The 13,046-nt window shown below is 74.2% G+C and carries 12 protein-coding genes; 2 read left to right on the forward strand and 10 right to left on the reverse strand.

Translation table 11 applies throughout. The features are described from left to right. Positions 1–347 precede the first annotated feature (347 nt). The 6 genes from proC to Q0994_RS27095 form a co-directional block, all read right to left on the reverse strand. Positions 348–1,157, reverse strand: coding sequence for a pyrroline-5-carboxylate reductase (gene proC, locus Q0994_RS27070; protein WP_299539400.1), 810 nt, complete (start codon positions 1,155–1,157; stop codon positions 348–350). Between the two features lie 156 nt (positions 1,158–1,313). Beyond that, positions 1,314–2,069: an ABC transporter permease gene (locus tag Q0994_RS27075; RefSeq protein ID WP_299539403.1), complete on the reverse strand. Its 756-nt coding sequence runs from the start codon at positions 2,067–2,069 to the stop codon at positions 1,314–1,316. Further along, the gene (locus Q0994_RS27080) at positions 2,066–2,887 is read right to left on the reverse strand and encodes an ABC transporter ATP-binding protein (protein WP_299539406.1); all 822 of its coding nucleotides are present in this window, start codon (positions 2,885–2,887) and stop codon (positions 2,066–2,068) included. Before Q0994_RS27080 ends, Q0994_RS27075 begins: the two co-directional genes overlap by 4 nt. A gap of 65 nt (positions 2,888–2,952) precedes the next feature. Next, positions 2,953–3,765: a class I SAM-dependent methyltransferase gene (locus Q0994_RS27085; protein ID WP_299539409.1), complete on the reverse strand. Its 813-nt coding sequence runs from the start codon at positions 3,763–3,765 to the stop codon at positions 2,953–2,955. Between the two features lie 171 nt (positions 3,766–3,936). Further along, a complete protein-coding gene (locus tag Q0994_RS27090; protein ID WP_299539411.1) occupies positions 3,937–4,485 on the reverse strand; it encodes a hypothetical protein in 549 nt (182 codons plus the stop codon). Positions 4,486–4,518: 33 nt separating this feature from the next. Next, positions 4,519–4,953, reverse strand: coding sequence for an SH3 domain-containing protein (locus Q0994_RS27095; protein WP_299539413.1), 435 nt, complete (start codon positions 4,951–4,953; stop codon positions 4,519–4,521). A 140-nt stretch (positions 4,954–5,093) separates the two neighbouring features. On the opposite strand from Q0994_RS27095, the gene Q0994_RS27100 reads away from it, so the two are divergent. Continuing rightward, positions 5,094–7,304, forward strand: a complete 2,211-nt coding sequence (locus Q0994_RS27100) for a protein kinase domain-containing protein (RefSeq protein ID WP_299539415.1) — start codon at positions 5,094–5,096, stop codon at positions 7,302–7,304. Between the two features lie 78 nt (positions 7,305–7,382). Here the strand turns inward: Q0994_RS27100 and ilvD are convergent, their stop codons facing one another. The 4 genes from ilvD to Q0994_RS27120 all read right to left on the reverse strand — a co-directional run bounded on the left by ilvD (position 7,383) and on the right by Q0994_RS27120 (position 12,045). Further along, the gene (gene ilvD, locus Q0994_RS27105; RefSeq protein WP_299539417.1) at positions 7,383–9,233 is read right to left on the reverse strand and encodes a dihydroxy-acid dehydratase; all 1,851 of its coding nucleotides are present in this window, start codon (positions 9,231–9,233) and stop codon (positions 7,383–7,385) included. 220 nt (positions 9,234–9,453) lie between these two features. Beyond that, the gene (locus Q0994_RS27110; RefSeq protein WP_299539419.1) at positions 9,454–10,119 is read right to left on the reverse strand and encodes a TetR family transcriptional regulator; all 666 of its coding nucleotides are present in this window, start codon (positions 10,117–10,119) and stop codon (positions 9,454–9,456) included. Then, on the reverse strand, positions 10,116–10,928 hold the full coding sequence (locus Q0994_RS27115) for a sugar phosphate isomerase/epimerase (protein WP_299539682.1): 813 nt from the start codon (positions 10,926–10,928) through the stop codon (positions 10,116–10,118). Before Q0994_RS27115 ends, Q0994_RS27110 begins: the two co-directional genes overlap by 4 nt. 163 nt (positions 10,929–11,091) lie before the next feature. Further along, the gene (locus tag Q0994_RS27120; RefSeq protein ID WP_299539421.1) at positions 11,092–12,045 is read right to left on the reverse strand and encodes a Ppx/GppA phosphatase family protein; all 954 of its coding nucleotides are present in this window, start codon (positions 12,043–12,045) and stop codon (positions 11,092–11,094) included. 41 nt (positions 12,046–12,086) lie between these two features. Between Q0994_RS27120 and Q0994_RS27125 the strand changes: the two genes are divergently transcribed. After that, the gene (locus tag Q0994_RS27125) at positions 12,087–12,944 is read left to right on the forward strand and encodes a hypothetical protein (protein WP_299539423.1); all 858 of its coding nucleotides are present in this window, start codon (positions 12,087–12,089) and stop codon (positions 12,942–12,944) included. Positions 12,945–13,046: the final 102 nt, after the last annotated feature.

The following is a 13,046-nucleotide window of genomic DNA, read 5'->3' on the forward strand; positions in this document are numbered from 1 at the left end:
CGCGTTTCCCTTTCCGGCGAGTCCGACTCTATCAGATCCTTTCGGGCCTGATTCCCAGTCAGTGGGGTTTGCCTTCCTGGCCGTTGGGCCGTTCCGACGAGTGAGACTTTAGCGGATTCCGCGGCTCCGACGCTAATCGGGCCCGCTCTTTCGAACGTGCAATCCTCATTTCGCACAGGCGCACGCGAAGGCATACGACTGAAGAGTCGCGGTCTTTTCGTGGTTCGTGCGGAATGGCTGTCCGGGGACCGACCGGAGTCGGCGCTCACGTCGGACAACTCGGAGCACACTACGGATCGGCCGGGGCCGTGTCAACCCTGCCCCGGCCTCCCCTTCCGGCCGGCGCGTCAGCCCTGGCCGGAGGCCAGCGCGCGGGAACGGTCGCGGGCCGCCTCCAGGGCCGCGATCAGGGCGGCCCGTACCCCGTGGTTCTCCAGCTCGCGGATGGCGCTGATGGTGGTGCCGGCCGGGCTGGTGACCGCCTCCCGCAGCTTCACCGGGTGCTCCCCGCTGTCCCGGAGCATGACCGCCGCGCCGATGGCGGCCTGCACGATCAGGTCGTGCGCCTGGGCGCGCGGCAGGCCGAGCAGGATGCCGGCGTCGGTCATCGCCTCGACCAGGAAGTAGAAGTAGGCGGGGCCCGAGCCGGAGAGAGCGGTGGCCGCGTCCTGCTGCGACTCCGGGACGCGCAGCGTCTTGCCCACCCCGCCGAAGATCTCCTCCGCCGTACCCAGGTGGGCGGTGGTGGCGTGGCTGCCCGCCGAGATGACGGACATCCCCTCGTCCACCACGACAGGGGTGTTCGGCATCACCCGGACGACCGGGGTGCCCTCGGCGAGGCGTTCCTCGATGAAGGCGGTCGGGATGCCGGCCGCGGCGCTGATGACGAGCCGGTCGGCCATGACGTGCGGGGTGAGTTCGGCGAGCAGGGTGCCCATGTCCTGCGGCTTCACCGCGAGGATCAGGATGTCGGCCGACTTGGCCGCGTCCGCGTTGGTGACCGCCGCGACCCCGTACCGGGTCCGCAACTCCTCGGCCCGGTCGGGGCGGCGGGTGGTGACGAGCAGGTCGGCCGGACGCCAGCCCGCCCGGATCATGCCGCTCAGCAGGGCCTCGCCGATCTTGCCGGTGCCGAGGACTGCGACTGTCTGGGTCATGGGGTTCACCCTCCGGGCGGTGCTCACGCTTCTCGGTGCTCAGGTCTGTCGGGGCTCAGGTTTCCAAGGTGCTGACGACTCTCGGCGCGCCACGGGGCGTACCCGCGGGCACGGCCCGTGCGGGGCGCCGCGCGGCCATCCTCGCACCGGCCCCCGTCAGGCCGTACGGCGGCGGAGGGTCGCGGCTCCCAAGAAGAGGACGAGCAGGGCGCTTCCGGCGACCACCACGACGTCCCGGACGAAGTCGCCGGTCACGTCGGCGTGGCGGAGCACCTCGTTCATCCCGTCGACGGCGTACGACATGGGCAGGACGTTCGACAGGGCCTCCAGCACCGGCTGCATCCGGTCGCGGGCGACGAAGAGGCCGCAGAGCAGCAACTGCGGGAAGATCACCGCCGGCATGAACTGGACCGCCTGGAACTCCGAGGCGGCGAAGGCCGAGACGAACAGGCCGAGCGCGGTGCCGAGGAGCGCGTCGAGCAGGGCGACCAGCAGGAGCAGCCAGGGCGAGCCGACGACGTCCAGGCCCAGCAGCCAGACCGAGACCGCGGTCGCCAGCAGGGACTGGGCGACCGCCACCGCGCCGAAGGCGAGGGCGTACCCGGCGATCAGGTCGCCCTTTCCGAGCGGCATGGCGAGCAGACGTTCCAAGGTGCCGGAGGTGCGCTCGCGCAGGGTCGCGATGGAGGTCACCAGGAACATCGTGATCAGCGGAAAGATGCCCAGCAGCGAGGCGCCGACGGAGTCGAAGGTGCGCGGGCTGCCGTCGAACACGTAGCGCAGGAGCGTGATCATCAGGACCGGGACGACCAGCAGCAGCGCGATGGTGCGCGGGTCGTGGCGGAGCTGGCGCAGGACGCGACCGGCGGTGGCGAGCGTGCGGGCGGTGCCGAGAGGGCGGTCGGCGGTCATCGCGGGGCCTCCTGCGCGGTGGTGGGCGCGGCGGGCGCCGACGCCTCGTCGACCAGGTGGAGGAACGCCTCCTCGACCGTGGCGCGCCCGGTGCGGGTGCGGAGGTCGTCGGGCGATCCGGTGGCGAGGAGTTCCCCCTCGCGCATGAGGAGCAGCCGGTGGCAGCGTTCGGCCTCGTCCATCACGTGGGAGGAGACCAGGATCGTGGTGCCGCGGGCGGCCAGCGTGTGGAAGAGGTCCCACAGGTCGCGACGGAGCACCGGGTCGAGTCCCACGGTCGGTTCGTCCAGCACCAGGAGTTTCGGGGTGCCGAGGAGGGCGACGGCGAGCGAGACGCGGCTGCGCTGCCCGCCGGAGAGGTTTCCGGCCAGAAAGTCCGCGTGGCCGGTGAGGTCGACGTCGGAGAGGGCGCGTCCGACCGCGTCCCGGCGGGCCTCGCGCTCGGCGCGGCCCGGCCGGAGCACGGCGGCGAAGTAGTCCAGGTTCTGCCGGACGGTGAGGTCGGTGTAGACGGAGGGCGCCTGGGTGACGTAGCCGACCAGGGACCGCAGAGCGGGGTGCCCGGCGGGCCGGCCGAGGACGTCGAGGCCGCCGGTGGCGTGTGCCTGGGTGCCGACGACGGCCCGCATGAGGGTCGACTTGCCGCAGCCGGAGGGGCCGAGCAGACCGGTGATCTCCCCCGGGCGCACGGTGAATCCGAGGTCGCACAGGACGGTGCGGCGGCCGCGTACGACGGTGAGCGAGCGGGCCTCGACGGCGGGGTCGGCGGGCGGCGGGGGCGCGGGGTCGTCGGCCGCGCCCCGAGTTTTATTCATCATGTGATGAATATCGGGCGGCCGACCCGTCCCGTCAAGCCCCGCGACGCCGCGTCCCCCGTCGGAGTTCAGGGCGTGAGCACGGTCAGCTCGACGACGTACCGCTCCTCCACGACGCCGTCGGGGAAGCGTTCCAGCAGGCGGGCGCGTTCGTCGGCGAGGAAGCGCCGGACGTCCCCGGCGCGGTCCGGGCCGAGGACGAGGAAGGCCGAGTGGCTGGAGAGGTTGGCGAGGTGGGTCTCCACCGGCACTGCGCGGGTCCACGGCAGCAGGCGTCCGGCGAGCACGGGGTCGGCCGCCGGCCCGGCGAGGTCGCGCCGGACTGCCTGCGGCGTGTCGTGGGCCCCGCTGCGCGCGCCGAGGAAGCGGCGGAGGCGGGCGTCCTGGGCGGCCACCCAGGGCACGTCCTCGTCGGCGACGTTCCACCAGAGCGCGAGCGCGCCGCCGGGCCGCAGGACGCGTACGGCCTCGGGGTAGGAGCGGGGCGGATCGGTCCAGTGCCAGGACTGGGCGTACGTGACGAGGTCGGCAGAGCCGGAGGCCAGCGGGAGTCGGTTGCCGTCGCCGCGGACCACGGCGGCCTCCGGGAGGGCCCGGCGCAGCTCGGCCGCCATCGCGGGGCCGGGTTCGACGGCGATCACCCGCGCCCCGCGCCCGGTCAGCCCACGGGTGGCGAGGCCCGTGCCGGCGCCCACGTCCACGACGACCGCACCGCGCAGCGGACGCCCCGCGAGTTCCTCCACGGCCTCGTAGAGGACGGGCGGGTAGCCGGGGCGCGCCGCCGCGTACTGGGCGGCGGCGAGGTCGAAGGAGAGCGCGCGGGCGGGAGCGCCGTCGGCGGGGCGGGGCGCGGAGGCGGGTGCGGAGTCGGAAGGTGACATGACGGCATCCTTCCCGTAGGCGTCGTAGCCGGGTACCCCATGGGCTCGCGCGGAGCCGGGAACGGCCGGCGGCGAGAACGCCGGAGCGGGGAGGCGCGCTCCGCAAGCAGACGGGGCACGGGCAGAGGCCGGTACAAGCACGCGCCGCGGCAGGCAGGCGCCCGGTACGGGCTACGTGCGCCGGGCTCGGCCCGTCGTCGGCTTGCGGGCGGCCGGGTTGCCGGCGCGGTGGGTGCGGCGCTTGGCGTAGCGGGCGAGCGCCGTCTCGTACTCCGCGCGGGCCAGCGCCTCGCCGGGCGCCTCCCGCAACGAGCGGACGAAGTAGGCGAGCAGCGAGCCGATGAACCCGATGGTCTTCAGGCCCCGGAGGCTGTCCTCGCGGCCCGGGTCGGCGGGGCGGGCGCGGAAGCCCTCCCAGGTCTTGCGGAAGGCGATGGCGCTGCACACCGCGAACATGAGCACCACCAGGATGTTCAGGAGGCTGCCCACCTCCGCGATCGCCAGCCCGGAGAAGGCGACCCTCAGCACCACGCAGGAGAGGGCGGCCAGCGCCAGCGAGCCCACCGCGACCCCGGCCCGCCGCAGCCCGTAGTGGCCGTCGTGGTCGACCCAGGTCGTGCCGAAGAAGCGGAGCGGCTCGGGCTGCGGGCCGGGGGCGGTGGAGGCCCGCGCGGCCCGGCCGGAGGAAGGGGTGCCGGGTGCGTCGCTGTTCTCGCTCACGGACCCGATTATCCCCCGGCCGACCGCCGGACGTCAGTCGCAGCGCGGTGCGATGTACCCGTCGCTGCCGGTGCGGACGTACGCGTCCGAGACGAACTCGCCCCCGGCGATGCAGTCCCAGATGTTCGAGGTCCCGTAGGGCCCGGTGATCGTCTGGCCGGGCTTCTGGCAGTAGACCGGCACGCTCACCCCGTAGGGGAGGAGGCGGACGACGGCGTACTGGGTGCCCGGCCCGGTGCGGACGTTGACCCGGTACCCCGGCGCGACCGGGTAGCGGGCGACGCCGGTGGACGCGTACGCGGTGACGTCGACGAGCGGGAGTGCGGTGCCGGACGCGGCGGGCTCGGCGACGGCCGTTCCGGCTGCCGCCGGGGCGGTGGCGGCGGCGAGGACCGTGCCCCCCGCACCCGGTGCGCCGTCGTCCGGCACGGCTCTCGCGGTGGGCTGGACGTGCTCTTCCACAGTCATGTTCGTTTCCCCCGAACCATGGGATCCCGCAAGGGGATCGGTATGTGTGGCGCGCAGGCTAGCAACCCCTGCCGGGCCCCGGCGAGGCATCGACTAGGCTCCGTGCGTCGCGCTTGCGGTCGAACACACGGGGGTGGGCGATGGCGCCGCTGCAAGGGGCCGGACCCGATCCGGAAGCGGAACATCCCGAGTACGCCGGCCAGTACCGCCTGGAGGCCTGTCTCGGCGAAGGCGGGATGGGCGTGGTCCATCTGGCGCGGTCCGCGTCCGGACTGCGGCTGGCCGTCAAGGTGGTGCACCGGCAGTACGCCGCGGACCCCGACTTCCGGGCCCGCTTCCGGCAGGAGGTGGCCGCCGCGCGGCGGGTCAGCGGAGCCTTCACCGCCCCCGTCGTGGACGCCGACCCGGACGCCGCGCTGCCGTGGATGGCGACGCTCCACATCCCCGGCCCCACCCTCGCCGCCCAGGTGAAGCGGAACGGCCCGCTGTCCCCGGCCCAACTGCGCAGGCTGACCGCGGGACTCGCGGAGGCGCTGCGGGACATCCACCGGGCCGGGGTGATCCACCGCGACCTCAAGCCGAGCAACGTGCTGCTCTCCGACTCCGGCCCCAAGGTGATCGACTTCGGGATCTCGCGGCCGTACGACAGCGATCTGCGGACCGAGACGGGGAAGCTGATCGGATCGCCGCCCTACATGGCGCCGGAGCAGTTCCAGCGCCCGCGCGAAGTCGGCCCGGCCGCCGACGTGTTCGCGCTGGGGGCGGTGCTGGTGCACGCCGCGACCGGCCGGGGCCCGTTCGACTCGGACAGCCCCTACCTGGTGGCCTACCAGGTGGTGCACGACGAGGCCGACCTCGCCGGGGTGCCGGAGGACCTCGCGCCGCTGGTCGGGCGGTGCCTGGCGAAGGACCCGGCGGACCGGCCCACCCCGGACGGGATCATGGCGGCGCTGCGCCCTCCGTCGTACGAGGCCGCGGCCTTCGTACCGGCCCAGCGGCGGGCGCCCACGGGTCCGCCCGTGGAGCCGGGGCCGGTCGCGGGGCGCGGGAACGCGGGTGCCGGGGCCGCGGAGCCGGCGGAGGGGCCGCAGACACCGGTGACGCACCTGCGGGACGGCGGCGGCGCGGTCCGCGGCCGGCGGTGGCCGGCGGGCCGGACGGCCGTCGTCGCGACGGCCCTGGCGGTGCTCGTCGGCGCGGGGGCCGTCGCGCTCTCCTCGGCCGACGGGGACCCGGCCGCCCCCTCCGGACCCGGGGCGCGGTCCCCGGCGGCCCCCGCCGCCTTCACCGCCTGGCGGACGGCGCTGTCGGCCGCGGCGGGTTCGACCCCGTCCTGCGTCGGGTCGGCCGGGGCGGGGGGCGCGGACGGCGCGCTCTTCTGCACCGCCGCCGGATACGGCACGGCACGGCTGGACCCGTCCGACGGCCGGGTGGTCTGGGAGCACCGGGACGCGTCGCGGGAAGCGGTCGCGCTGAGCACCTCCCCCGGCGGCCCGCTGCTCGCCTCCGCGACGGGGGCACTGCGGGCGTACGGGCCGGACGGCGGGAAGCCGCTCTGGGACACCAGGCCGCAGGACGGCTCCGGCGGCGCCTTCCCGGCCGGGAACACCCTGCTGCTGATCGGCTCCGACGGGACCGTGCGGGGGCTGGACTCCGCCACCGGCGACTCCCGTTGGCACCACCGGCTCGACGGGCACGTGCGGCCTTACTACGGCTCGTACGACGCCGTGACCGGGCTCGTCCACCTCTTCGAGAACGCGGCGGACGGGACCACCACCCTGGTCACCGCGGTGGAGGCGCGCACCGGGGCCACCCACTGGCAGCGTCGGCTGGACGGGTTGCTCACACCGAGGGGCACGACCGGCGACGGGGCGCTGGTGCTGACGTCGGCGGACCTGACCTCGCAGACGGACGCCCTGGTGCGGTACGACCCCGGGCGCGCCCGCGCCGAGCGGCTGCCGCTGCCGTTCCGGATGGCCGAACCGGAAGTCGTGGTCGGCGACGACAGCGCCTATCTGCTGGCCCGCGGCGGCACCCTGGTGGCGGTCGGCGTGGCGAGCGGGGGCGGGGGCGAGCGGTGGCGGCTGGAGACGGCCGTGGGTCTGACCTCGTCACCGGTGCTCGGCAGCGGCGGCCGGCGGCTCTACTTCACCGCGGCGGACGGCAGGCTGCTCGCCGTGGACACCGGTGAGGGCACGCTGCTCGGGCAGACCGGGGCACGGCTGAAGGAGGGCAAGCTGTCCCTCGCCTCCTGGCTCCCGGCCCCCGCGGTCCTCGGCCGGAACGTGATCGGAACCGCCCCCGACGGTTCCGTTTTCGCGGTGGACGGGGACGACCCGGCTGGCTGGTGAGGGCCGGGCCCGGCGCACACAACGCGCCCGGCGCCCCCCGGAGGAGGGGCCGGGCGCGGGGGTCCGGGGTGCGGTGGGTCAGCCGAGCTTGGAGACGTCGCGGACGGCGCCGCGGTCCGCGCTGGTCGCCATCGCGGCGTAGGCGCGCAGGGCGGCCGACACCTTGCGCTCGCGGGCCTTGGGGGCGTACACGCCGTTCAGCGCGGCGCGGCGGGCCTCCAGTTCGGCGTCCGGGACCAGCAGCTCGATCGAGCGGTTCGGGATGTCGATCCGGATCCGGTCGCCGTCCTCCACCAGGGCGATCGTGCCGCCGGAGGCCGCCTCGGGCGAGGCGTGGCCGATGGAGAGGCCGGAGGTGCCGCCGGAGAAGCGGCCGTCCGTGATCAGGGCGCAGGTCTTGCCGAGGCCACGGCCCTTGAGGAAGGACGTCGGGTAGAGCATCTCCTGCATGCCGGGGCCGCCACGCGGGCCCTCGTAGCGGATGACGACGACGTCACCGTGCTGGATCTCCTTGCGGAGGATCTTGTCGACGGCCTCCTCCTGGGACTCGCAGACCACCGCGGGGCCCTCGAAGGTCCAGATGGACTCGTCGACGCCGGCGGTCTTGACGACGCAGCCGTCCACGGCGAGGTTGCCCTTGAGGACCGCCAGGCCGCCGTCCTTGGAGTACGCGTGCCCGACGTCGCGGATGCAGCCACCGGCCGCGTCCAGGTCGAGGGTGTCCCACCGCTCCGACTGCGAGAACGCGGTCGCGGAGCGGACGCAGCCGGGGGCCGCGTGCCAGAGCTCGACCGCCTCGGGCGACGGGGAGCCGCCGCGCACGTCCCAGTCCTTCAGCCACTCGGCGAGGGTGGCGGAGTGCACCGAGTGCACGCCCTCGTCCAGCAGCCCGCCGCGCTGGAGCTCGCCGAGGAGGGCGGGGATGCCGCCGGCCCGGTGCACGTCCTCCATGTAGTACGTGCCGCCGGGAGCCACGTTGGGGGCGACCTTCGCCAGGCAGGGGACGCGCCGCGAGACCTCGTTGATGTCGTCGAGGCCGTAGCTCAGCTCGGCCTCCTCGGCGGCGGCCAGCAGGTGCAGGATCGTGTTGGTCGAGCCGCCCATGGCGATGTCGAGCGCCATGGCGTTGTCGAACGCGGCGCGGGTGCCGATGGAGCGCGGCAGGACCGACTCGTCGTCCTGCTCGTAGTAGCGCTGGGTGATCTCGACCACCGTGCGGCCGGCCCGCTCGTACAGCGCCCGGCGGGCGGTGTGGGTGGCCAGGACCGAGCCGTTGCCCGGAAGCGAGAGGCCGAGGGCCTCGGTCAGGCAGTTCATCGAGTTGGCGGTGAACATGCCGGAGCAACTGCCGCAGGTGGGGCAGGCGTTCTCCTCGATGCGCAGCATGTCCGCGTCCGAGATGCTCTCGTCGACGGCGTCGCTGATCGCGTTGACCAGGTCCAGCTTGCGGACCGTGCCGTCGACCAGGGTGGCTTTGCCGGCCTCCATCGGACCGCCGGAGACGAAGACGGTCGGGATGTTGAGGCGCATCGCGGCCATCAGCATGCCCGGCGTGATCTTGTCGCAGTTGGAGATGCAGATCAGCGCGTCCGCACAGTGCGCCTCGACCATGTACTCGACGGAGTCGGCGATCAGGTCGCGGGAGGGGAGGCTGTAGAGCATCCCGCCGTGGCCCATGGCGATGCCGTCGTCCACCGCGATGGTGTTGAACTCGCGGGGCACCGCGCCCGCGGCCTTGATCGCCTCGGAGACGATCCGGCCGACGGGGGCGAGGTGGGTGTGGCCGGGCACGAACTCGGTGAACGAGTTGGCCACCGCGATGATCGGCTTGCCGATGTCCTCGCTCGCTACGCCCGAGGCCCGCATAAGGGCGCGGGCGCCCGCCATGTTACGGCCGTGGGTGACTGTGCGGGACCTCAGCTGCGGCATCGTCGCTCGCTCCTTCGACGTGAAAAGACTGTCTCCGAGCGTACGCCTGCCTCCACGATCCGGACAATGCGTCCGGATCGCGGGACGCCGGTCCAGCGGGCGGGCGGCTCCGGGCGTCCTCGGCCCGCGGAGTCCGGGGTCCGCGCCGTCGTCCGGACCGGTCGCGGAGCGCCTGCGCGGACGGCCGGTGAGCGCCCACGCGGACGGGCCGGGGGCGCGCCTACGCGGACGGGCCGGCGGCACCGGCCGGCGGGTCCGTACCGGTCAGGTAGCGCTGGAGGGTCGGTGCCACCATCCCGACGATCTTCTCCGGGTCGGCCGAGGCGAGCGGCTCGGCACGGATCACGTACCGCAGCAGCGCGATGCCGACCATGTGCGAGGCGGCGAGTTCGGCGCGGAAGGTGGGGTCCGGCACGTCCAGTTCGGCCGCGATCCGCTCCAGCAGCCGCCGCAGCAGGAACCCGCGCAGCACGTTGGCCGCCGTCTCGTTGGTGAGCGCGGAGCGGACGACCGCCAGCAGCGGGGCCCGGGTCGCCGGGTTCTCCCAGACGGCGAGGAAGTAGCGGGCCAGCCGCTCCCCCACCGCGTCCGCGGGGCCGCCGAGCACCTCGCGGACGAGGAGGGCCGGTTCGAAGGAGACCTCGACGGCCGCCGCGAACACGTCGTCCTTCGTGCCGAAGTAGTGGTGGACCAGCGCCGCGTCGACGCCGGCGGCGCGGGCGATGGACCGGATCGAGGTCTTGTCGTAGCCGCGTTCGGCGAACTCGGCGCGGGCCGAGGCGAGGATCCGGGTCCGGGCGTCGGGGCCCCCGGCCGACTCGGTACGGGCCGGACGGCCGCGGCGGCGGGGCGCGGCGGGGCGTTCGGGCGCCGGTCCGGGGGTCACGGCCCCGGGGTCCGCGCGGACGAGGCCAGGTGGAGGCGGGTGAAGGCGAGGGCCTCCGCGAGGTCGGCCTCGCGTTCGGCGGAGGACATGGCCCGGCGGGTGTTGACCTCGATGACGACATGGCCGTCGAAGCCGGTGCGGGCCAGCCGCTCCAGCAGTTCGGCGCAGGGCTGGTCGCCCCGGCCGGGCACCAGGTGCTCGTCCTTGCCGGAGCCCTTGCCGTCGGCGAGGTGGACGTGCGCCAGCCGGTCGCCCATCCGGTCGACCATGGCGAGCCCGTCGGTGCGGGCGGTCGCGGTGTGCGAGAGGTCGACGGTGAAGTGCCGGTAGTCGTCGTGGGTGACGTCCCAGTCCGGTGCGTACGCGAGCATCTCGCGGTCCCGGTAGCGCCACGGATACATGTTCTCCACGGCGAACCGGACGTCGGTCTCGTCCGCCATCCGCCAGATGCCGTGGACGAAGTCGCGGGCGTAGGTGCGCTGCCACCGGAACGGCGGGTGCACGACGACCGCCGAGGCGCCGAGCTTCTCGGCCGCGGCCCTGGCCCGCTGGAGCTTCACCCAGGGGTCGGTCGACCAGACCCGCTGGGTGATCAGCAGACAGGGGGCGTGCACGGCGAGGATCGGCACCCCGTGGTAATCGGAGAGGCGGCGCAGCGCCTCGACGTCCTGGCTGACGGGGTCGGTCCACACCATGACCTCGACGCCGTCGTAGCCGAGGCGTGCGGCGATCTCGAAGGCCGTCGCCGTCGACTCCGGATAGACCGAAGCAGTCGACAGGGCGACCTTCGCATCGGGGATGCGCACCACTGGATCTGCCACCAGGACAGCGTACGGGCAGTCGCCCGCGCCGCCGAGGGACCGGGTCGAGAAGTGACCAGGGCCATGGGCGCGGTCGCGTCGCCGCCCCGGCGCCCCCGGTCCGCACGCCCCCTGTCCCGCAACGCGCCCGGTCCGGCGCGGCGGAGCCGGCTCAGCGCAGGGCGACGCGTCCCGCGGGGAGCGGGAGGTGGGCGAGGCGGCGCAGGATGACGCCCTCGCGCAGCGCCCACGGGCAGATCTCCAGCTCCTCGACCTCGAACAGGTCCATCGCCGCCTCCGCCACCAGCGCCCCGGCCAGGAGCTGGCCGGCCCGCGCGGGCGAGACGCCCTGGAGCGCGCCGCGTTCCTCGGTGGTCATCACGGCCAGCTTGGGCACCCATTCCGCCAGCGCCCGCGCGGTGAGGGAGCGCTGTGCGTACAGGCCCTCGGTGGAGCGGGCCGCGCCGGCGATCCGGGCGAGCTGCTTGAAGGTCTTCGAGGTGGCGACGACGTGGTCGGGGCGGCCGAGCCGGGCGAAGTCGCCCACGGTGCCCGCGATCCGGGCGCGCACGTGGCGGCGCAGTTCCCGTACCGCCGACGGGCCGGGCGGGTCGCCGGGCAGCCAGCCGGCCGTGAGCCGGCCCGCGCCGAGCGGCAGCGACACGGCCACGTCGGGTTCCTCGTCCATGCCGTAGGCGACCTCCAGGGAGCCGCCGCCGATGTCCAGGACCAGCAGCTTCCCCGCCGACCAGCCGAACCAGCGCCGGGCCGCCAGGAAGGTGAGCCGGGCCTCCTCCTCGCCGCTGAGCACGGCGAGGTCGACGCCGGTCTCCCGGCGCACCCGCTCCAGCACGGCGTCGGCGTTGGTCGCCTCGCGGACGGCGGAGGTGGCGAAGGGCAGGACGTCCTCGCAGCCCTTGTCCTCGGCGGCCTGCACGGCGCCGGCGACGGTCGACACCAGCAGGTCCACGCCGGCCGGCCCGATCGCCCCGTCGGCGTCGAGGAGTTGCGCCAGCCGCAGCTCCGCCTTGTGCGAATGCGCGGGCAGCGGGCGGGCGCCGGGGTGGGCGTCCACCACCAGCAGATGCACCGTGTTCGAACCCACGTCGAGGACTCCGAGTCTCATGGGCGGAACGCTACGCCGGTGTCGGACTTACTCTTGGCCCCGTGCCAAAGACGAAAAAGGCGAAGCCGGGCAAAGCAACGAAGACGTCGAAGGAACAGGTGACACCGCAGCCGCACATGAACGGACCGCTCCGGTCCGACGACGAGAAGGGCCTCGACTTCGCTCGGGCCTGGGTGGAGTTCCCCGACCCCGCCGACGACGAGCAGGTGTTCCGCTGCGACCTGACCTGGCTGACCTCCAGGTGGACCTGCATCTTCGGCAGCGGTTGCCAGGGCATCCAGGCGGGCCGGGCCGACGACGGCTGCTGCACGCTGGGCGCGCACTTCTCCGACGAGGACGACGAGAAGCGGGTCGCCGGTCACGTCGCCCGGCTCACCCCGGACATCTGGCAGTTCCATGCCGAGGGCACGGAGACCGGCTGGGTCGGCGTGGACGACGACGGAGAGCGCCAGACCCGCCGCTGGAAGGGCTCGTGCATCTTCCAGAACCGCCCGGGGTTCGAGGGCGGCATGGGGTGTTCGCTGCACATCCTGGCCCTGCGGGAGGGCAAGGAGCCGCTGGAGACCAAGCCGGACGTCTGCTGGCAGCTGCCGGTCCGGCGCACCTACGACTGGATCGAGCGCCCGGACGACACGCGGGTGCTCCAGGTGTCCATCGGTGAGTACGACCGGCGGGGCTGGGGGCCGGGCGGCCACGACCTGCACTGGTGGTGCACCTCGGCCACGTCCGCGCACGGGGCCGGCGACCCGGTCTACGTCTCGTACCGTCCCGAACTCGTCGAGCTGATGGGCAAGCAGGCGTACGACCGGCTGGTCGAACTCTGTGAGGAGCGGCTGTCCTCGCTGCTGCCGATGGCCCCGCACCCGGCGGACCCTGCGCACCCGGCGCCGCGCGTCTGAGTCGTCGTCCCGCCGCCCGCACAGCGGGCGGCGCGGCCGGAGCCCGCCCCTTTTTTCGGGGGGCGGGCTCCGGCGCGTTCCGGGGTCCCGGCGCGTTGCGGG

Origin of the sequence: uncultured Streptomyces sp., from assembly GCF_947488945.1 — a bacterium.
Taxonomy (GTDB): domain Bacteria; phylum Actinomycetota; class Actinomycetes; order Streptomycetales; family Streptomycetaceae; genus Streptomyces.

Coding starts and splice junctions, on each gene's coding strand:
- proC (WP_299539400.1), bottom strand. CDS start 1,157: ATGACCCAGACAGTCGCAGTCCTCGGCACCGGCAAGATCGGCGAGGCC.
- Q0994_RS27075 (WP_299539403.1), bottom strand. CDS start 2,069: ATGACCGCCGACCGCCCTCTCGGCACCGCCCGCACGCTCGCCACCGCC.
- Q0994_RS27080 (WP_299539406.1), bottom strand. CDS start 2,887: ATGATGAATAAAACTCGGGGCGCGGCCGACGACCCCGCGCCCCCGCCG.
- Q0994_RS27085 (WP_299539409.1), bottom strand. CDS start 3,765: ATGTCACCTTCCGACTCCGCACCCGCCTCCGCGCCCCGCCCCGCCGAC.
- Q0994_RS27095 (WP_299539413.1), bottom strand. CDS start 4,953: ATGACTGTGGAAGAGCACGTCCAGCCCACCGCGAGAGCCGTGCCGGAC.
- Q0994_RS27100 (WP_299539415.1), top strand. CDS start 5,094: ATGGCGCCGCTGCAAGGGGCCGGACCCGATCCGGAAGCGGAACATCCC.
- ilvD (WP_299539417.1), bottom strand. CDS start 9,233: ATGCCGCAGCTGAGGTCCCGCACAGTCACCCACGGCCGTAACATGGCG.
- Q0994_RS27120 (WP_299539421.1), bottom strand. CDS start 12,045: ATGAGACTCGGAGTCCTCGACGTGGGTTCGAACACGGTGCATCTGCTG.